Origin of the sequence: Nonomuraea sp. NPDC049646 (assembly GCF_044465525.1) — a bacterium.
GTDB lineage: Bacteria > Actinomycetota > Actinomycetes > Streptosporangiales > Streptosporangiaceae > Nonomuraea.
Genome location: NZ_JBITLU010000020.1, coordinates 135952 through 155321, shown reverse-complemented (window position 1 = coordinate 155321; position 19370 = coordinate 135952). Strand labels below are relative to the sequence as shown.

13 protein-coding genes are annotated in these 19370 nt (G+C 74.9%); 8 read left to right on the top strand and 5 right to left on the bottom strand.

The genetic code is table 11. The features are described from left to right. Window positions 1-18: 18 nt before the first annotated feature. The 3 genes from ACIBQ8_RS42685 to ACIBQ8_RS42675 are packed head-to-tail and all read left to right on the top strand — an operon-like array spanning window position 19 to window position 6922. Window positions 19-1182: an AAA family ATPase gene (locus ACIBQ8_RS42685; protein WP_397194965.1), complete on the top strand. Its 1164-nt coding sequence runs from the start codon at window positions 19-21 to the stop codon at window positions 1180-1182. After that, window positions 1179-4778, top strand: coding sequence for a DUF5682 family protein (locus ACIBQ8_RS42680; RefSeq protein WP_397194964.1), 3600 nt, complete (start codon window positions 1179-1181; stop codon window positions 4776-4778). The genes ACIBQ8_RS42685 and ACIBQ8_RS42680 overlap by 4 nt, the downstream gene beginning before the upstream one ends. Next, complete coding sequence (locus ACIBQ8_RS42675; protein ID WP_397194963.1) at window positions 4775-6922, top strand: hypothetical protein; 2148 nt, start codon at window positions 4775-4777, stop codon at window positions 6920-6922. The genes ACIBQ8_RS42680 and ACIBQ8_RS42675 overlap by 4 nt, the downstream gene beginning before the upstream one ends. Window positions 6923-6966: 44 nt before the next feature. On the opposite strand, the gene ACIBQ8_RS42670 is transcribed toward ACIBQ8_RS42675, so the two are convergent. The 5 genes from ACIBQ8_RS42670 to ACIBQ8_RS42650 form a co-directional block, all read right to left on the bottom strand. Continuing rightward, window positions 6967-9174 carry an Hsp70 family protein gene (locus ACIBQ8_RS42670; protein WP_397194962.1) on the bottom strand — a complete coding sequence of 736 codons (2208 nt, stop codon included), beginning with the start codon at window positions 9172-9174 and terminating at the stop codon, window positions 6967-6969. Further along, window positions 9171-9545 (bottom strand): hypothetical protein, encoded by a 375-nt coding sequence (locus ACIBQ8_RS42665; protein WP_397170796.1) that lies wholly within the window; start codon window positions 9543-9545, stop codon window positions 9171-9173. Before ACIBQ8_RS42665 ends, ACIBQ8_RS42670 begins: the two co-directional genes overlap by 4 nt. A 91-nt stretch (window positions 9546-9636) precedes the next feature. Further along, entirely contained in the window at window positions 9637-10773 is a 1137-nt protein-coding gene (gene glf / locus ACIBQ8_RS42660; RefSeq protein ID WP_397170797.1) for a UDP-galactopyranose mutase, read from the bottom strand. After that, entirely contained in the window at window positions 10770-11408 is a 639-nt protein-coding gene (locus ACIBQ8_RS42655; RefSeq protein ID WP_397170799.1) for a hypothetical protein, read from the bottom strand. The genes glf and ACIBQ8_RS42655 overlap by 4 nt, the downstream gene beginning before the upstream one ends. Further along, window positions 11405-13201 carry a carbamoyltransferase gene (locus ACIBQ8_RS42650; protein ID WP_397170801.1) on the bottom strand — a complete coding sequence of 599 codons (1797 nt, stop codon included), beginning with the start codon at window positions 13199-13201 and terminating at the stop codon, window positions 11405-11407. The genes ACIBQ8_RS42655 and ACIBQ8_RS42650 overlap by 4 nt, the downstream gene beginning before the upstream one ends. 199 nt (window positions 13202-13400) lie before the next feature. On the opposite strand from ACIBQ8_RS42650, the gene ACIBQ8_RS42645 reads away from it, so the two are divergent. The 5 genes from ACIBQ8_RS42645 to ACIBQ8_RS42625 are packed head-to-tail and all read left to right on the top strand — an operon-like array spanning window position 13401 to window position 19324. Beyond that, window positions 13401-14342 (top strand): glycosyltransferase family 2 protein, encoded by a 942-nt coding sequence (locus ACIBQ8_RS42645; RefSeq protein ID WP_397170802.1) that lies wholly within the window; start codon window positions 13401-13403, stop codon window positions 14340-14342. After that, window positions 14339-15541 (top strand): ATP-grasp domain-containing protein, encoded by a 1203-nt coding sequence (locus ACIBQ8_RS42640; RefSeq protein ID WP_397194961.1) that lies wholly within the window; start codon window positions 14339-14341, stop codon window positions 15539-15541. The genes ACIBQ8_RS42645 and ACIBQ8_RS42640 overlap by 4 nt, the downstream gene beginning before the upstream one ends. After that, window positions 15538-16821, top strand: coding sequence for a phenylacetate--CoA ligase family protein (locus tag ACIBQ8_RS42635; protein WP_397194960.1), 1284 nt, complete (start codon window positions 15538-15540; stop codon window positions 16819-16821). The genes ACIBQ8_RS42640 and ACIBQ8_RS42635 overlap by 4 nt, the downstream gene beginning before the upstream one ends. Next, window positions 16818-18029, top strand: a complete 1212-nt coding sequence (locus ACIBQ8_RS42630) for a hypothetical protein (RefSeq protein WP_397170806.1) — start codon at window positions 16818-16820, stop codon at window positions 18027-18029. The genes ACIBQ8_RS42635 and ACIBQ8_RS42630 overlap by 4 nt, the downstream gene beginning before the upstream one ends. Continuing rightward, on the top strand, window positions 18026-19324 hold the full coding sequence (locus tag ACIBQ8_RS42625) for a phenylacetate--CoA ligase family protein (RefSeq protein ID WP_397170807.1): 1299 nt from the start codon (window positions 18026-18028) through the stop codon (window positions 19322-19324). The genes ACIBQ8_RS42630 and ACIBQ8_RS42625 overlap by 4 nt, the downstream gene beginning before the upstream one ends. Window positions 19325-19370: the final 46 nt, after the last annotated feature.

Sequence of the window (19370 nt, the reverse complement as noted above, 5' to 3'; positions counted from 1 at the left end):
ACGAAGGACACGAAACCCATGACCCTCACCGACGAGGCGACCCCCGCCACGCAGGTGGTCTCCGCCGAGCAGCGGCACGCCACCGAACTGGCCTTCCTCGCCGCCCACGACGACGGCCCCCGCCCGCCCGGCTGGCTGCTGACGCCGCGCGCCGTCGTGACCTTCATCTGCGGCAGCGGCGAGGAGACCCTCTCCCTGCCCGCCTCCCGCCCCGCCCGCGACGGCCTTCCCGCCAGGCTCAAGGTGGCGCCCAAGTTCGTGGGCGAGCGCGCGCTGGTCGAGCGCTGCGTCGTGACGCTCGCCGGCGAGCGCGGCCTGCTGCTGGTCGGCGAGCCCGGCACGGCCAAGTCGATGTTGTCGGAGCTGCTGGCCGCGGCGGTCTGCGGCACCAGCGCGCTCACCGTCCAGGGCACCGCCGGCACCACCGAGGACGCCTTCCGCTACGGCTGGAACTACGCGCTGCTGCTGGCCCAGGGGCCGAGCCGGGGCGCGCTGGTGGACTCCCCGGTGCTGACCGCCATGCGCTCGGGGCGGGTGGCCCGGGTCGAGGAGATCACCCGCTGCCTGCCCGAGGTGCAGGACGCGCTGGTGTCCATCCTGTCCGACCGGCGGGTCAGCGTCCCCGAGCTGGCCGGGACCGGCGACGCGCAGGTGGCCGCCGTCCCCGGGTTCACGGTGATCGCCACGGCCAACCTGCGTGACCGCGGCGTGTCGGAGATGTCGGCCGCGCTCAAGCGGCGCTTCAACTTCGAGACCGTCGATCCCATCTCCGACGCGGCGGCCGAGACGTCCCTGGTGCGGCGGCAGGCCACGGCGGTCGTCCAGCGCGCCGGCGCCGGGTTCGCCGTGGACGACGCGGTGCTGGAGGCGCTGGTCACGGTCTTCCGCGACCTGCGCACCGGGCGGTCGGGCGAGGGCTGGGACGTGGAGCGGCCGGGCACCGTGATGTCCACCGCCGAGGCGGTGCAGGTGGCGGCCTCGCTCGGCGTCGCGGCGGCGTACCTGCCGGGTGGCGACGTCCTCGACCTGGTGCCCGGCCACCTGCTGGGCGTCGTGCGCAAGGACGACCCCGCCGACCACGGACGGCTGCTCGGCTACTGGGACGGGCCGGTGCGGCGGCGCGCCGAGGACGGCTCGGCCATGTGGCGCCGCCTCTGGGACCTGCGGGAGAACCTCCGTTGACGCCCCACACGCCGGACCCGGCCGCCCCCCTCCGGCACCCCGACCCAGCCGATCCGGCCGATCCGCGGGTGGCGGTGGCCGGGCTGGCCGCCGCGACCCGGCCGTACCTGGTGGGGGTGCGGCACCACAGCCCGGCCCTGGCCGTGGTGCTGCCCGACCTGCTGGAGGCGGCCGACCCGGAGACGGTGTGCGTCGAGCTGCCCGCCGACTTCCAGCGGTGGCTGCCCCACCTGGCCGACCCGGCCACCCTCGCCCCCGTCGCCCTGGCCGGGAACGGCGCGGACGGGCTCGGCTTCTACCCGTTCGCCGACTTCTCCCCCGAGCTGGTGGCGATCCGGTGGGCGGCCAAGCGCGGCGTGGAGGTGCTGTGCTGCGACCTCCCGCTGTCGGACCCGGGCCGGCAGGCCGCCGGGCCCGAGGCCGAGGCCGGCGACGCGCCCCGCTTCGCCGACGCGCTGGCCGCCTCGGGCACCGGGCGGGCGGGCGACGACATGTGGGACCGGGCCGTCGAGGTCCTGGCGCCGGGCTGCGAGCCGGAGGCCGTCCGCCGGGCGGCGCTCGGCGTCGGCTGGGCGCTGCGGCGCGACGCGGCGGCGGGCGGCGGCGTCCAGGCCAGGGATCTGGCGCGGGAGGCGTACATGCGGCGCGTGGTGTCGGCCGCCGCCGCCGGTGGACGCCGGGTCGCCGCGGTCGTGGGCGCCTTCCACGCCCCCGCCCTGCTCGCCGCCGAGACCACCGAACCCGGCCCCGCTCCCACTGGCTCCGCTCCCACGGTCTCCGCCGGGGCGCAGGCCGTCACCTCGCTGGTTCCGTACGCCTTCGACCTGCTCGACTCCCGGTCCGGCTACCCGGCCGGGATCCGCGACCCGCGCTGGCAGCAGGCGGTGTTCGAGGCGGACGGCGTACCGGACCGGGTCAGGGACGGCGCCGCCCGCGCGATCACCGACCTGTGCCGGGAGCTGCGGGCCGCCGGGCACACGGCGGGCACCGGCGAGGCCGTCGAGACGCTGCGCCTGGCGTGCGACCTCGCCCGCCTGCGCGACCTGCCCGCACCCGGCCGCGGCGAGCTGCTGGAGGCGGTGACGACCGTCCTCGGCCAGGGCGAACCCCTGGGCCGCGGGCGCGCGCTGGCCAAGGCGCTCGACGCGGTGCTCGTCGGGACGGCCAGGGGCCGCACCGCCCCCGGCACCCCCCGCTCGGGGCTCGGCCCCGCCGTCGAGGAGGAGCTGGCCGCGCTCAGGCTGCCCTGCCCGGACGACCCCGACCCGCGCGAGGTGCGCCTCGACCCGCTCCGCTCCGACCTGGACGCGCGCCGGGAGGTGCTGCTGCGCCGGCTGGACGTGTGCGGCATCGGCTACGGCGAGCCGATCCAGGTCGCGGGCACCGGCGACGCCACCGCGCTCACCACCAAATGGCGCCTGCACTGGACGCCCGCCGTCCCCGCGCTGCTCGACCTGGCCGGCGTCCGGGGCGTGACCCCGGCCCAGGCCGCGGCGGGCACGTTGCGGGAGACCTACCGGCGCGAGTCCGCGGACGGCGGCCCCACCTGCCGCGCCGTCCTCGACGGGCTGCGCGCCGCCGCCCGCTGCGACCTGCCGGAGCTGGTCGGGCAGCGGCTGGCCGACGCCGCCGGCATGCTGCCCGCCACGGCCACCCTCCCCGAGCTGCTCGACGCCCTCGACCTGCTGGAGGCGCTGCGCCGCGAGCACCTTCCCGGCACCACGCCGGAAGGGCGCGAGCAGGCCGGCGAGCTGGCCGTCACGCTGCTGGAGGCCGCGGTCCGGTCACTGCCCGGACTCGCCGGCAGCGACCGGCCCGAGGACGCGGTCGCGCTGGTCGCGCTCGCCACGCGGGCCGGGGAGGACCGGCTGGGCCTGCGGCTGGACGACGCGCTGGGCGCGCTCGCGCGTACCGGGGCGCCGCTCGTCCAGGGGGCCGCGCTGGCCGCCCGCGTGCTGCTCGACCTGGACGGCCCCGAGCTGCTGGGCGCGCGGGCGGCCGGCTGGATCGACACCGCCACCACCCCGGACGGCCGCCGCCGGCTGAGCCTGCTGCTGAGCGGCGTGCTCACGGCCGCCGGACCGCTGCTCCAGGCGGCGCCCGCCGCGCTCGGCCCGCTCATGGACCGGGTGGACGAGCTGGCGGACAAGGAGTTCCTCGACCGGCTGCCCGCCCTGCGCGGCGGGTTCGACACGCTCGCCCCGGCGGCGCGCGGCCGGCTGCTGGCGGCGGTGTCCGAGCGGCTCGGGGACCGTCCGGACCTGACGCTGGACGCGCCGCCCGACCTGCTGGCCGCCTGGACCGCCGCCGACCTGGCCGGCCTGACGGCCCTGCACACCCTCGGCCTCCTCCCCCCACCCGACGCCCCGGTTCCACCCGACGACCCGCCTTCGCCCGGCGCCCCGACCCCGCCCGACGCCCCGACCTCGCCCGACGACCCGGTTCCTGCGGTGTCCGGGCGACGGGTTGCGGGCGGGACGGGGATCGGCCCGGCCGACCGGTGGCGGTTGCTGCTCGGCCGGGAGCGCGAACGGCTGCCCGCGGGCGCCCGCCCGTACGCCCGCGCCCTGGACGAGCTCTACGGCGCCGGCCGCGGCGAGGGCGCCGACGACTTCGGGCAGCACGGCGACCCCGGAGGCCAGGGCGACCCGTTCCCCACGGCCCGCGAATGGGCCGACGAGCTGGAGTCCCTGTTCGGCGGCGACGTACGCGAGGAAGTGCTGGCCAGAGCCGCCGACGCCGGACGGCACGACGTGCTAGCCGAGCTGGACCCCGCCGCCGTGCGGCCGTCCGTCGAGCTGCTGACGTCCGTGCTGTCCCTGGCCGGCGGGCTGCCCGAGCAGCAGGTCGCCAAGCTCAGGCCGCTCGTCCGCCGCCTGGTCGCCGAGCTGACCCGCGAGCTGGCGACCCGGCTGCGACCCGCGCTGACCGGCCTGGCCAACCCGCGTCCGACCAGAAGGCCCGGCGGCCGGCTCGACCTGCCGCGCACGCTGCGCGCCAACCTGGCCCACACCCGCCGCCTGGACGACGGACGGCTCGTGGTGGTGCCGGAACGGCCGGTGTTCAGCACGCGGGCCAGGAAGGAGGCCGACTGGCGGCTGATCCTCGTGGTCGACGTGTCGGGGTCGATGGAGGCGTCGGTCGTGTGGTCCGCGCTGACGGCCGCCGTCCTCGCGGGCGTGCCGACGCTCTCGACGCACTTCCTGACGTTCTCCACCCAGGTGATCGACCTGACCGACCGGGTGGAGGACCCGCTGTCCCTGCTGCTCGAAGTGCGGGTCGGCGGCGGCACGCACATCGCCGCCGGGCTCGCGCACGCCCGGACGCTGGTCACCGTGCCGAGCCGTACGCTCGTGGTCGTCGTCAGCGACTTCGAGGAGGGCTACCCGGTGGGCGGCCTGCTCGCCGAGGTGCGCTCGCTGGCCGGGTCCGGCGTCCACCTGCTGGGCTGCGCGGCGCTCGACGACCAGGGCGTGCCCCGTTACTCGCTGCCCATCGCCCAGCAGCTCGTCGCGGCCGGCATGCCGGTCGCCGCGCTCAGCCCGCTCGCCCTCGCCCGCTGGGTGGGGGACCGCCTCCGGGGAGAAGTCCGGTGAACACCTCTGCAACGCTCCCGCCCGCCGCGCCGCACGTGGTGGCCGCCGCCGTCGACGGCCTGACCGGCAGGTTGCGCAAGAAGCTGGACGCGGCCGTCGACCAGTACGCCGCCCTCGACCGGGTGGGCGACGGCGCCGACGTGGTGGTCACGTGCGGCGAGGACGCGGTGGTCACGCTGTCGCCGGGGGCGTCGGGGGTGATCGCGGAGGAGGGGCAGGCCCGCTGCTCCTGCCTCCTCGCCCCCCGCTGCCTCCACCGCGCCGCCCTCCTCACCGCCTGCCCCCTGGCCGACCCCCTGCCCTTGGACGGCGAGCCGCCCCCACCCCCCTCACCCCCAGGCCAACCGGACACACCCCCCATCGACGGACATCCCGCCCACCCGGCCGCAGCCCTCGACGGGCGACCGGCCACCGGCCAGGCGGGTGCCGCGTCGAGCCCGGGTTCAGGGGCCGGGCAGGCGGGTGCCGCGTCGGGGTCCAGCTCAGGGGCCGGGCAGGCGGGTGCCGGATCGGGGCGGGGCTCGGAGGAGGAGGGCGTTCCGGTTGCGGTGGTGCCCGGGGCGGCGCAGGTGGCGGCGGCTGCTGGGTTGTGGCGGGCGGCGGCGGCCGTGCTGTCGGCGGGGGTGCCGGGCGCGGGCGCGGTGCCGCAGGCCGAGCTGCTCAGAGCCGCTCACACCGCCCGCCTGGCCGGGCTGCCCAAGGCCGAGGCCGCCACGCTGCGGGTGGTGCGCGGGCTGCGCGCCGCCCGTGCCCGGTACGACAGCCACCGCCTCGCCGACCTGGTCTCCGCCCTGCGGGAGCTGCTGCTCACCGTGGGCCGGCTGGCGGCGTCCGATCCCGACCCGGCGCTGGTCGGCACCGTACGGCGCGGCTACCGTCCGAACGGCGGCCTGAAGGTGTACGGCGTCTTCCGCGAGCCGGTGATCAGCAGCACCGGCTACGGCGGGGTGGTCACCCACCTCGTCACCGACGACGGACGCTGGTTCTCGGTCGCCGACGTCAAACCCGGCGGCGCCGCCCGCGCCCGTGGCGCGGCCACCGCGACCGTCGCCATCGGGGCGGCCATGATGAGCCACGCGCAACTGGCCCGCGGCGGACTGCTGATCGCCGGGGCCACCGTCTCCCCGGACGGCCGCCTCGGCGCGGGCAAGGGCGTACGGGCCACCCCGGTCGCCGGCCTGTCCTGGACGGACGGGCCGCTCGGCGCGCTGTTCACCCGGCCGCTGTCCGAAGCGGTGGGGGCCCGGCTGTCGGCGGGGGCGTGGAGCGAGGAGGAGTCGGCCGAGCAGGTACGGGAGCCGGTCGGCTGCGATCTGGTGATCGTCGGCGCGGCGGGCGACCACGTCCTGGCCCGCCACCTCCCGCCCGCCACCCCACCGCAACCGGCCGAACCCGGAGGAGCGGCGGAAACACCGCGAGCGGCGGAGGCCGGGGGAGCGGTGGGAGCAGCGCGAGCGGCGGAGGCCGGGGGAGCGGCGGGAGCAGAGGGCGGCGGTGAGGGGCCGGTGGTCCGGCTGGTTCCGGCGAACCGTCATCCCGATCTCGCGTACGTCGAGAACCTGCGGCGGCTCGCCTCGCGGCCCGGCCTGCGGGTGCGCGTGGTGGCCAGGGTGGAGCCCGGCCGGGCGGCGACGCTCGTCCCGCTCGCCGTGGGGCCGGTCGCGGGCGAGGAGGCGACGCTCAGGCTGTCCCCGGAGTGGCAGGGCCGGGCCGACCTCGGCTACGACCGCCTCCAGGGCTCCCACCTGCCACCCGCCGACGCCTGCCCTCCGCCCGCCGACGCCTGCACCTCGCCCGGCCAGGACGCGTACGCCCAGGCGGACCCGCTGGACGGCGCGCCGCTCTGGCGGGTGCGCCGGCTGATCGAGCTGGCCGTCTCCGGCGGACGCAGGGCGGTCGCCGAGTCCGCGCGCGGCGGCGACGCCCGGGGGCAGGCCGCGTCCCTGCGCCGCGCCGGGTTCCGCACGGCCGCCGACCTGGCCGTGGCGCTCGCCGACGAGGCCGACCGGCGGGAACGCGACGTGTTCGGCAGGCTGGCCGAGGCCGACCCGGACGGGTACGCACGGGCCTGGCTCGCGGCGGCCACCCACCTGGCCGCCACCGAACGCGCCCTCGTCCGCGCCTCCTGGCAGGCCACCCCCTGACGAACCGGCGACCGGCCCACTCCCTCAGGACGCGGGCCGGTTGGTCAGCTGGGGTGGCGGGTCACTGGGAGGGGGACGCCGGTTGCCGCCTCCCGGGCCGTGACGGTGAAGGTCAGGCCGGCGTCCACGCCGAACGTCACCTCGATCCGCGGCTCCCCGCGCCGGGCGGCGGGGATGCCGCCCACCATGTACGTCCCCAGCACCGCGTTGAGCGCGGCCGTGGCCTGCTCGCCCTCGAAGACCTCGACCCGCAGGGACGACTGGTCGTCGGCGGTGGTGGTGAACGTGACCGTCCGCTCGACCGGGACCGGGCTGTCGCGCTCGATGACCCTCCGCAGCACACCGCCCTTGCCCCGCAGGCCGAGCGTCACCGGGATCAGGTCCGCCTTGAGCACGCTCGCCTGCCGCGCCGCGCCGATGGAGGCGACCTCCTCGGGGCTCAGCCCCATGAGCGGGGGCATGCCGCCGGACAGCTCGGTGACCAGCGCCGTCACGGCGGGCATCCGGCTCGCGCCCCCGGCCAGCACCACGTGCGCGAGGTCGGTCACCTTGAGGCCGGAGTCCTGGAGCGCGCCCCGGAACGGCCCCCGCAGCCGGCCGAGCAGGTCGGCGGTCAGGCTCTGGAACTCCCGCCGGGTCAGCGTCGTGTCCAGGTGGAGCGGGCCCTGCCGGCCCGCGGTGAGGTAGGGCAGGTTGACGTGCGCCTGCCGCGCGGCGGTCAGCTCGATCTTCGCCCGCTCCGCGGCCTCGCGCAGCCGCTGCAGCGCCATCCTGTCGCCGGTCAGGTCGACGCCGTGGCTCTCCCTGAACCGTCTGGCCAGCTCGTCCACGATCCGCTGGTCCCAGTCGTCGCCGCCGAGCCGGATGTCACCGTGGGTCGCCAGCACCTCGATGTAGCCGTCCCCGATGTGCAGCACGGACACGTCGTAGCTGCGCCCGCCGAGGTCGAAGACCAGGATCGAGCGGTTCTCCTCCGCGTCGAGCCCGTACGCCAGCGCCGCCGCGGTGGGCTCGTTGATCAGGCGCAGCACGTTGAGCCCGGCCAGCGTGCCGGCCTCGGTGACGGCCTGGCGCTGGGCGTCGTCGAAGTAGGCCGGGACGGTGATCACCGCGTCGGTGACCCGCTCGCCGAGGTACGCCTCGGCGTCCTGCTTCAGCCTGCCCAGCACGAGCGCGCCGATCCGGGGCGCGGAGTACCGTGAGCCGTCGATCGCCACCGACCACTCGGTGCCCAGTTCCAGGACGATCGAGCGCACGGTCCGTTCCGGGTTGGTGACGGTCTGCCGCTTGGCGGCCTCCCCGACGACGACCTCGCCGTCCTTGGCGAAGGCCACCACAGACGGCGTGGCCCGCGCGCCCTCGGAGCCGGGGATGACGACCGGCTCGCCGCCCTCGACGACGGTGACGACGGAGTTGGCCGCGCCGAAGCAGATGCCGACCGCCCGGCCCGTCCGGCGGGCGGCCCCGGCCAGGCGGATCCCCGGCGGCGGGGCGGGGGCGGCCCGGGGCGGCGTCCGGGGCGGCGCCGGCCTGTTGCGCACGAACGGCAGCTCGTCGGCCGCGCCGGCCTGGCTGTACTCGGGCAGCGGCAGCCGCCGGTCGAGCAGGCGGTAGCGCAGCGCGCGGGTGACGTCCCCGATGGACAGGTCGGCGGGCCCGGCGGGAACACCGTCCTGGAGGATCCTGAGCAGCTCGCCGGTGAAGGCGGTGTGGCGCTCGCCGGGTGGCGCGAGCGACAGGGTGTCCCTGGCCGAGGAGGTCAGGACGTACGCGCTGGTCGTGTCGATCAGCCCGCGCAGGGCCGGCCCGCTCATCCCGTGCGCCATGCCGCTGTAGCAGCAGTCGAGCACTACGACGGCGCGGGGCGCGCGGCGCTCGCGGATGATCTCCCGGATGACGGAGAACCGCACGCCGCCGATGCGCAGCCGGTCGGGACGGGTGGTGGCGATCGGCAGCAGCAGGTCGTTCTCGGTCTTCTCGCCGTGGCCGGAGTAGTAGATGAAGACGGTGTCGGCGGCCTCGGTCGCCGCGTCGTGGATGAGGTCGAGGACGTGGTCGGAGCTGGCCGGGTCGATGAGCTGCGCGCAGTGGTCGCGCCGCAGCCCCCACGAGCGCGGCCCGGTGAGCACCTCGGCCAGGTCCGTGACGTTGGCCCGCACCGCCGGCAGGGCCGGCCACATGACCTGGTCGGTGTACGTCGTCGTGCCGACGAGGACGGCCCGGCAGCGGGCCGGGTCGGGCCAGGGGCTCATGGGGCGGGAGGCTCCAGCATCTCGGCCAGCCGCCGGGCCACCTCCATCACCTTCGCCGGATCCTTGGCCGCCTCCACGGTCAGCTCCAGCGTGCGCTCGCCATGGCTGACCTTGACCGTGAAGCTGTGACGCCGCGTCCTGAGCCACCCGGCCAGCGCCTGGACGATCGAGACTCCCAGCCCGCCGGACACGGCCGAGGCCGTCAGCATGAGGGCGTCGGCGGCGCCGTTCATCGACCCGGGCTCGGGCGGGCCGGGCAGCGGCCGGATCTCCATGCCCCGGAAGGCGCTGTCGCCGCGGAGCTGGCGCTCCAGGGAGGAGAGGGCGGGGGCGGTCGGCGTCTCGCCGTCGAGGCGGACGATTACCTGCATGCCAGAAGTGTGGCCCGCCCCCTGGCCCGGCACAACCGTCCGGCACAACCGTCCGGCACAACCGTCCGGCCGCTGGTCCGCCGAAGGCGCCCTACGCGGCGAAGCGGGGGCGCAGGCGGTTCTCGTAGAGGGTCAGGGCGGCGGCGATGGCCATGTGCATGTCGAGGTACTGGTAGGTGCCCAGGCGGCCGCCGAACCAGACGTCCCGCTCGCCCTTGGTCAGGTCGCGGTACCGGCGCAGCCGGGCGCGGTCCTGCGGCGTGTTGATCGGGTAGTACGGCTCGTCGGCCCGGCCGGCGAAGCGCGAGTACTCCCGCATGACGACGGTGGCGTCGGACGGGTACCAGGTGCGTTCGGGATGCAGGTGGCGGAACTCGTGGACGCGCGTCCACGGCAGGTCCTCGTCGGCGTAGTTGATCACCGACGTGCCCTGGAAGTCGCCGGTCGGCAGCACGGACGTCTCGAAGTCGAGCGTCCGCCAGCCCAGCTCGCCCTCGGCGTAGCCGAAGTAGCGGTCCAGCGGCCCGGTGTAGACGACGGGCACCGCACCGGCCAGGCTCTCCCGCAGGTCGAAGAAGTCGGCGCCGAGCCGGATCTCGATGTTGGGATGGTCGGCCATGCGCTCCAGCCAGGCGGCGTACCCGTCGGTGGGCAGGCCCTGGTAGAGGTCGTCGAAGTAGCGGCCGTCGAAGGTGTAGCGCACCGGCAGCCGGCCGATGATCTCGGCGGGCAGCTCGGCCGGGGCCGTCTGCCACTGCTTGGCGGTGTAGCCCCGGATGAACGCCTCGTACAGCGGCCGGCCGATCAGCGAGATCGCCTTCTCCTCCAGGTTGCCGGCGCTGGTCACCTCGGCGGCCTGCCGGGCGACCAGGTCGCGGGCCTCGTCGGGGCTGAGGTGGCGGCCGAAGAAGGCGCAGATCGTGCCCAGGTTGATGGGCATCGGGTAGACCTGCCCCTTGTGCACCGAATAGACCCGGTGTTCGTACGGCGTGAACGACGTGAACCTCTGGGCGTACTCCCACACGCGCGCGTTGGAGGTGTGGAACAGGTGCGACCCGTACCGGTGGACCTCGATGCCGGTCTGCGGCTCGCGCTCGCTGTAGGAGTTGCCGCCGACGTGGTCCCTGCGCTCCAGCACCAGCACGCGCATCCCCAGCTCGGACGCGCACCGCTCGGCCACGGTCAGCCCGAACAGGCCGGAGCCGACGACGACTAAGTCGGCGTTCATGCGGCTGCGGGGACGAGCCGGTCCAGCCACCGCCGCACGGGCAGCGCCAGCACGACCCCGGCCAGGACGAGGTGGACGAGGAAGAAGATCACTGCCACGGCGACGCTCGGCGGCCCGCCGACGAACACCGCGATGTGCGAGGCCCACGTCAGCGTGCCGGGCCGGCCCTGCGGCCAGTCGCCGAGCAGCCACATCGACAGGTCGTTCAGCCCGGAGATCACGATCAGGACGCTGGCGAGCCCGACCTTCAGCACGCGGTCGGAGCGCGCCCCGCCCAGCCGGTAGGCGAACAGCACGGCCAGCACGGTGAAGGAGTTCATGAAGAGCATGAACTGGTAGAGCTCGGGGAAGGCGGCCTTCTGGTCGGCGGACTCGGCGTAGGAGAAGATGTGCAGCACGTTGACCGTGTCGAGCACGCCCATGTAGCCGACGACCAGCGCGCACATCAGCGCCATGCCCAGCCCCGGACGCCGGGGGAACCCCGCCACGGCCAGCACCGCGAACACCAGCGGGCTGACCTTCCACAGGGCTTCGAGCGGGTTGTCCAGAGTACGGTCGGGCGGCAGGATCACCATGATCATGGTGGCCGCCCCGGCGCCCAGGACGGCGGGCGCCAGCCACAGCCAACGCCTCAACGAACGTCCTTCTCGGTGAAGAACGGTCCCAGGGCCAGGGCGTCCATGTCGGTCTTGAGGTAGCAGCGCACGGCGTCCTCGGGGGTGCACACGATGGGCTCCTCGTTGTCGTTGAACGAGGTGTTGACCACCATGGGCACGCCGGTCAGCTCCGCGAAGCGGGAGATCATCGCGTGGTAGCGCGGGTTGTCGGCCGCCGAGACCGTCTGGACGCGGGCGGTGCCGTCCTCGTGCGTGATCGCCGGCACCTTGTCCCGCTGGTGCTCCAGCACGTCGAACACGAGCAGCATCACGGGCGAGGGGTAGCCGCTGGCGAAGTACTCGCCGGCGTGCTCGGCCAGGCAGGAGGGCGCGAAGGGGCGGAACGGCTCGCGGTGCTTGACCTTCTCGTTCAGCCGGTCCTTGGCGTCGGCGCGGCGCGGGTCGGCCAGGATCGAGCGGTTGCCGAGCGCGCGCGGCCCGCACTCCATGCGGCCCTGGAACCAGCCGACGATCTTGCCGTCGGCCAGCGCCCGCGCCGTCGTGTCGTTGATGTCCTCGGTGCGCCGGTAGTCGAGGCCGGCGTCCTGGAGCGCCCGTTCCATCTCCTCCTCGCCGAACTGCGGGCCGAGGAAGATGTACTCCTCGTCGCGCGGGCGGCGCATGCCGTACTTCTCCACGCCCAGCAGCAGCGCCGCACCCAGCGCCGAGCCGTCGTCGGCGGCGGCGGGCTGGGCGAAGAAGTCCTCGAACGGCGTCTCCAGCAGGATGCGGCCGTTCATGACGCTGTTCAGCGCGACGCCGCCGGCGGTGACCAGGCGGGTCTGCCCGGTCTTGGCCTGCAGCCAGCGCGCCACGTGCAGGCCGGTGCGCTCCAGCGTGGCCTGCAGCGCGTACGCGACGTCGGCGTAGTGCTGGTTGGGGATGGCGCGCTCGCGCGGCCTGGCCGGGCCGAAGCGCTCCAGGAACTTGGCCGACATCTGGTGCTTGCCGGTGGCGTGGTGCCGGAACCAGCTCAGGTCCAGCTCGAAGTGGCCGTCGGGGCCCAGGCGGACCAGGTCGGCGAAGTCGTCCACGTAGCGGTCGGTGCCGTACGCGGCCAGGCCCATGACCTTGCCCTCGTCCCGGGTCGGGTTGAAGCCGAGGTAGCCGGTGACGCCGGCGTACATGGCGCCCAGCGAGTGCGGGAACTTGACGCGGCGGATGTCGTGGATCCGGCCGCCCTTGCCCAGCCCGAGGTAGGTGGAGGTGCCGTCGCTGCCGATGCCGTCCCAGGTGATGATCGCCGACTCCTGGTACGGCGAGATGAAGAAGGCGCTGGCGGCGTGGGCGCGGTGGTGGTCCATCAGGTGGACCTTGAACTTCGTCCGGCCCCGGAAGTTCTGCGACTCGCGCAGGATCTTCTCCAGCGTGAACCCGCGCCGCAGGTGCAGCAGCAGCGCGCCGCCCACGTTGTAGTCGTCCGGGTGGGCCTGGCCCTTCTGGTCGGACAGCGTCTCCAGCAGGCCGCTGGCCTTGTCGCCGTAGTCGCCGGCGTCGTTGCGGAAGACGGCCAGCGTGTGGGGCAGGTGCCGGGCGAAGTGGCCGAGCGCGTGCAACGTCTCACGGGGCGCCTGCCAGTAGTAGGCGACGTGGTCGACGTCGGCCAGCGTGATGCCGGCCTCCTCCAGGCAGTAGCGCACGGCCTGCGCGGGAAACCGGCCGTCGTGCTTGACCCTGGTGAACCGCTCCTCCTCGGCGAAGGCCACGATCTTCCCGTCGGCCACCAGGGCCGCCGCCGAGTCGTGGACCTGGCTGATGCCGAGCACAAACATGAATGCCCCCTGACAATGCGCATGACCCAGCGGCCCCGCGTCGGAGATCTTCCTAACAAACCGGCCGTAAAGAAATCAATACCTAGCTTTTGTCTGACACGTATGGATATATTCCGCAACCGGGGTCGTAGCCGGGTGGGAATGCCCGGGCCCTGTCACAGGGTGAACCGGGGTTGATACACGTGGTGAAGACCGTTCCATGAATGAGCATCCGCTTCCGGTTCCGCCGGACGGCCTGGCACTCACCGTGGTCGTTCCGTGCCTGAACGAGGCCGACAACATCCCTGACACCTATCGCGAAATCGCAGACGCGCTGGGTGACCAGGGGGAACTCGAAATACTCTTCGTCGACGACGGCAGTACGGACGACACGCTCGCGCGCATTCGCGCGATCGCCGAGAGTGACAATCGCGTGTCGTTCATATCGTTGTCCAAGAATTTCGGCGTGGAAGCCGCCTTCTCGGCCGGATATCGGTACGCCCGGAACCCCTGGGTGCTGCACCTGGACGCCGACCTGCAGTTCCCGCCCACCGAGGCCAAGCGGCTGATCGAGCGCGCGGCCGACGGGTACGACGCGGTGTTCGGCATCCGGGTGGACCGCAAGGACCCCTGGCCGCGGCGGACGGCCTCGATCGTGCACGACTGGCTGGCGCGGCGGCTGCTGGGCATCGAGATCCCGCCCCGCGCCACGACGTTCCGCCTGGTCCGCACGGAGATCGCGCGCCGGATCGTGGACCTGCGGCTCGGCACGCCGTACTTCCTGGCCACGCTGCCGCGCCTGACGCGCGCCTGGACGACCGTGCCGACCGCGCACCGGCCGCGGGTGCACGGCTCGTCCAAGGTGACCGTGCGCGGGCTGGCCAGGCACTCGCTGGACCTGTTCTTCGGCTTCTCGACGCGGCCCATCGCGGCCGCAGTGTGGGCGGGCCTGATCGGCCTGCCCGTGGCGCTGCTGGCCGGGATCACCGGCAGCGCGCTGCTGTTCGGGCTGGCGCTGGCCGCCGCCCTGTTCGGGCTGACCATGATGGCCCGCACGCTTCTGCACATCTCTCGCGGTCAGGCCCGTCCGCCGCTGTTCCTCGTACGGGAGGCCAACGTGCCGGTCGATTCCGCTGACCTGCTCGCCGGGAGGCTCACGTGACCGGCGCCCGCCGCACCATCGCGGTCCTCGGCGGCGCGGACGGCGCCATCAGCACCATCCGCGCCGCGGCCCGCCTCGGCGTGCGCACGATCTGCGTGGACATGCGGGCCGACGCCCCCGGCGTCGCGCACGCCGACGAGTTCCTCGACCTCAGCACCCGCGACGTGCCGCGGGTCGCGCGGGCCCTGGCCGAGCGCGACGACCTGGCCGGCGTGGTCTCCCCGGCCAGCGACGTCAACCTGCCCTCGCAGCTCGCCCTGGCCGCCCGGCTGGGCCTGCCGTGCGGGCTGTCGGAGGGCGCGGTGCGCGGCTCGGTCGACAAGGGCTGGTTCCGCGCGATGTGCGCCCGGCTGGGCCTGCCCGGCCCCCGCCACGTGAGCGGCGCCGCGGAGGAGGTCCTGCGCGACGCCCCCGGCCTGGGCTTCCCGCTCATGGTCAAGCCGGTGGACTCCTCCGGCAGCCGCGGCGTGTCGCTGTGCCGCGCGCCGGACGAGCTGCCCGAGGCCGTGGGGCTGGCCAGGGAGTGGTCGCTGTCGGGCCGCGTCGTGGCCGAGGAGTTCCTGGAGGGCGCCCACTACACGGCCGAGGCGTTCGTGATCGGCGGCAAGGTGGCGCTGATCGGCCTGGCCGAACGGGAGCTGACCCCGCCGCCGCTGTTCATCACCGTCCAGCACACCATGCCGGGCCCCGCCCACGTCACCGACGCCGTCCGGCCGATGCTCGACGCCGTGTGCGCCGAGACCGGGCTGCGCGAAGGGCCGCTCAGCGCCGACGTGCTGGTCACCGGGACGGGCGAGGTCGTGCTCGTCGAGATGGGCGCCCGCCTGGGCGGCAACGGCCTGGCCGAGCTGCTGGGCCTGGTCCACGGCGTGGACGTGGTCGAGCAGTACGTGCTGTCGGCCATGGGCGAGACGCCGTCCCTGACCCCGGCGGCGACCCGGTACGGCGCGGTCCGCGTGCTCAACGCGGAACGCGACGGGAAACTGGTCCGGGTGGACGGCGAGGAGCAGGTCAGGGCGCTGCCCGGCGTCGTCGACCTGGTGCTGGCCGCCGCCCCCGGCGACCACGTGGAGCGCTACACGCGGGCGGGCGCCAAGCTCGGCTACCTGACCGCCGCCGCCTCCGGCCGGGACGCCCTGGCCGGCGTGCTGGCCGAGGCCACCGGGCTGCTCCGCTTCGAGATCGGGGACGGCCTGTGAGTCATGGACTGGGCGTCGCCGTGCGGGAGGTGCGGCATGTCGTGGACGCCTTCCGCGCCATCCGCCGCCCGCGCGCCGAGACCGACCGGCTCACCCTCGACGGCCTGCGCGACCTGCTGGCCTTCGCCCGCGCGCACGTGCCGCACTACGCCGACCCGCGCTACGACGTGCCCCTGCACAGCCTGGCCGACCTGGCGAAGCTGCCGATCCTGGACAAGGCCGCCGTGCTGGACGGCGACCTGTCCCGCTTCCACGCACCCGGCCTGAGCGCCAAGGAGTACCGGCTGGACCGTACGAGCGGGACCACGGGACGCGTCCTGGAGGTCCGGCACGACGTGGCCGCCTACGGCTACCACGGCGCGACCATCTTCCGCCGCTTCCTGCTGTCGGGCTACCGGCCGTGGTGGCGGATCGCGCACATCAAGCCGTTCCCCCGCCCGCTGCGCTGGTTCCAGCGGCTCGGCCTGTTCCCGCGCACCGTCATCGGCGCCGGGCAGGGCGACGCGAAGATCCTGGCCGACGTGCTGAAGGTGCGCCCGCACCTGATCATGGGCTATCCGGTGGTGCTGCGCGGGCTGCTGCGCGCCGCCACCCCGGCCCAGGTGGCCGAGCTGCGGCGCACGCTGCGCATGGTCATGACCGACTCCGAACTGCTCACCGACGAGGTGCGCGAGCTGCTGGCCAACGGCTTCGGCGTCCCGGTGTACGACGAGTACTCGGCCTACGAGGTGCTGACCGTCTCCACCCAGTGCGACCGGGGCGCGATGCACGTGGACGAGGACCGCGTCCGCCTGGAGATCGTGGACGACGACGGCGCGCCGGTGCCCGACGGCCAGGACGGCGCGGTCGTGGTGACCCACTTCAGGGAACGGGCGATGCCGCTGATCCGCTACCGCCTGGGCGACCGCGGCATGATCGTGCCGGGGGAGTGCGGCTGCGGCAACCGGTTCGCGCGCATGCGGGTGACCGGCGGCCGGTCCGACGACTACATCACCTTCCCCGGCGGCCACCGCGTCTACACGGCCACGTTCCTGTCGCTGGCCATGTGGACGCCGGGCGTGGCCGAGAGCATGGTCCGCCAGGACGCCGACGGCAACGTCACCGTCCACCTGGTCCCCGAGGCGGGACGGGACTTCGACGAGGTGGCCGCGGCCTACCGGGACGGGCTGGCCAAGCAGGTGGGCGGCCCGGTCGAGGTGCGCTTCGAGCAGGCCGACCGGGTCACGCTCACCCCCGGCGGCAAGGGCAGGTTCGTCGAGTCGGCACAGGCCGGCCCGTGACCGTGAGCCTGCGCCGCAGGCCGCCGCCACGCCTCGTGGCGGTGACGGCGGCCCTGTTCGCCGGGCGCGGCGCGTTCCGCGCCGCCCTGTGGACCGCCAACCTGGTGCTGCTCGGCCTCTGGGGCGCCGACGAGTTCGCCCTGTACGCCACCGCCAACGGCGTGTCGGGCTGGCTGCTGGCGCTGACGTCCAGCGGCATCGAGAAGGCCGCGCTCGCGCTGGTGCCGCGGCGCGGCGGGCAGACGTTGCGGCCGCTGTTCATGCTGCTGGCGGCCACGCCGTTCGCGCTGGCCGTGCCCGTGTGGCTGGCCCTGGCGGCGGCCGACCCCGGCGGCGCGCCCGCCCGGTACGCGGCCGCCGCCGCCTACGCCTGCGGGCTGGGCTGCTGCGCGGTCATGGCGGCGCTGAACCGGCTGCGCGGGCGGGCGCGGGCCGACGTGTTCGCCTACCTGACGCTCGCCGTCGCGCAGGCGTCCGGCGTGGGGCTGGTGGCCCTGACCGGGATGCGGGCCAACGCGCTGCTGGCCCTGCACGTCGGCGTGCTGGCGGTGCTGAACGCCGTGCTGGCGGCCGGGCTGATCCGCGGGCGCGCCGGCAGGGCGGACAAGGGCGCCTACCGGCCGGCCGTGCGCGCGGCGGCGCTGCTCAGCGTGGGCGAGGTGACCGCCGTCGCGGCCACGTCGGTGACGTTCGCGTACTTCGCGCACCTGGACGACGCGCAGAAGACCAGCGTCTTCTACGTGTGGTCGGTGGCGCTGTCGGTGGTCGTGATGGGCGTGTCGTACCTGCTGCGCATCCTCCAGCCGCGGGTGGCGGTCTGGATCGAGGGCACGGGCGAGGCCGGCGCCCGCCGGATGGCGCGGCGCATCCTCGCGCCCGCCGTGCCGGCCGGCGCCCTGGCGGTGGTCGTGCTCGGCGTGGTGCTGGCGGGCGGCCAGCGCGGCATGGTGGCGACCGGCGCGGCGCTGCTGGCCGAGGCCGCCCTGACGGTGGCCGTGCTGCCCGCGTTCCTGCTGGTGGAGAACACCGACGACCGGGGACGGCGGCTGGCCGCGGTGGCCGCGTGCCTGCAGTTCGCGGTGGTCGCCGCCGCCGGCTGGTTCCTGGTGCCCGCCGCGGCGGCGTTCGGCGCGCTGCTGGCGTACTGCGCGGGCGAGGTGGTCAAGGGCGGCGTCATGCTGGCCACGCTGAAGAAGGAGACCTCATGAAGGGCTTGCCCAGCACGATCCCGGTGGTGCCGGTGGTGCGGAACCTGTACCTGGCGCGCTCGCGGGACCGGATGGACCCGGCCCGGCTCCAGGTCGTGCAGGACCGGCTGCTGACGGGGCTCGTCCGGCACGCGCACGCCAACGTGCCGTACTACCGCCGCGTGTTCCCGGCCGACGCCGTGGCGGCGCTGTCCACCGCCGCCGACCTGGCCGCCCTGCCGATGCTGGACCGGGCGACGCTGCGGGACCTGCCGCCCGCCGAGCTGATGGCCGCCGGGTTCACCCCCGACAACACCCGCGAGGCGCCCACCAGCGGCTCCTCCGGCGTGCCCATCCGTCCCTTCTACTCCGAGGGCGACCTCGGCTACCTGCGCGCCACCTACCTCCAGGACCTGCTGGCCTCGGGCCTGCGTCCCTGGGACCGGATCGGCTACTTCCGGGTGGGCGAGTTCCGGCCGCACCGGCTCCAGCGGCTCGGCCTGGCCCGTACGGTCCACGTCAACACCAGCCGGCCCCTGGACGAGCAGGTCGAGGCGTTCCTGCGCGGCCGGCCGACGTTCCTGTGGGGCTTCCCCGGCTGCATCGTCACCCTGGTGGACGAGCTGCGCCGCAGGAAGATCGCCTACCGGGGCGTGCACACCGTCATCTTCGCCGGTGAGACGCTCACCCCCGAGGCCCGCCGGCACGTGCTGGACTACTTCGGGGCGCGCGGCCACGAGGTGTACGCCTCGGTGGAGGCGTACACGATCGGCCGCACCTGCCCCGAGGGCGCGATGCACCTGCGCTCGGCCGACGTGGTGGTGGAGGTGCTGCACGACGACGGCGGCGTGTCGCTGGCCGACGGCGAGGGCGAGGTCCTGGTGACCCGGCTGCACGCCGAGGCGATGCCGCTGATCCGCTACCGGCTCGGCGACCGCGTGCTCATCGAGCCGGACGACTGCCCGTGCCGCGCCTTCCACACCCCGATCATCCGCCGGATCCAGGGGCGGACCGAGGACCGCGTCGTGGCCGCCGACGGGCGTACCGTGCACGCCAACTTCCTGACCAACCCGGTCGTGATGCCGACGGCGGGCGTGCGCGGCGTGCAGGTGCTCCAGTACCGGCCGGGCGCGGTGGAGATCCTGCTGGTGCCCTCGCCGTCGGCCCCCGCCGACCTGGCCCGGCGGGTGCGCGACGCCGTGGCCGCCGTCGCCACGGACTTCGAGGTGACCGCGCGCACGGTGGACAGCATCACCCCTGAGCCCAACGGCAAGGTGCGGATGGTCAAGATCATGCACAACACCCCCGCCTCCTGACGCCCGCCGCGGCCCGGCCGTCCGCCGCCGGGCCGCCCGTCGTCCG

What these genes read in the sequence shown, in the direction of transcription:
- ACIBQ8_RS42685 (WP_397194965.1), top strand. Translation starts at nt 19, where the DNA reads ATGACCCTCACCGACGAGGCGACCCCCGCCACGCAGGTGGTCTCCGCC.
- ACIBQ8_RS42670 (WP_397194962.1), bottom strand. Translation starts at nt 9,174, where the DNA reads ATGAGCCCCTGGCCCGACCCGGCCCGCTGCCGGGCCGTCCTCGTCGGC.
- ACIBQ8_RS42665 (WP_397170796.1), bottom strand. Translation starts at nt 9,545, where the DNA reads ATGCAGGTAATCGTCCGCCTCGACGGCGAGACGCCGACCGCCCCCGCC.
- glf (WP_397170797.1), bottom strand. Translation starts at nt 10,773, where the DNA reads ATGAACGCCGACTTAGTCGTCGTCGGCTCCGGCCTGTTCGGGCTGACC.
- ACIBQ8_RS42650 (WP_397170801.1), bottom strand. Translation starts at nt 13,201, where the DNA reads ATGTTTGTGCTCGGCATCAGCCAGGTCCACGACTCGGCGGCGGCCCTG.
- ACIBQ8_RS42645 (WP_397170802.1), top strand. Translation starts at nt 13,401, where the DNA reads ATGAATGAGCATCCGCTTCCGGTTCCGCCGGACGGCCTGGCACTCACC.
- ACIBQ8_RS42625 (WP_397170807.1), top strand. Translation starts at nt 18,026, where the DNA reads ATGAAGGGCTTGCCCAGCACGATCCCGGTGGTGCCGGTGGTGCGGAAC.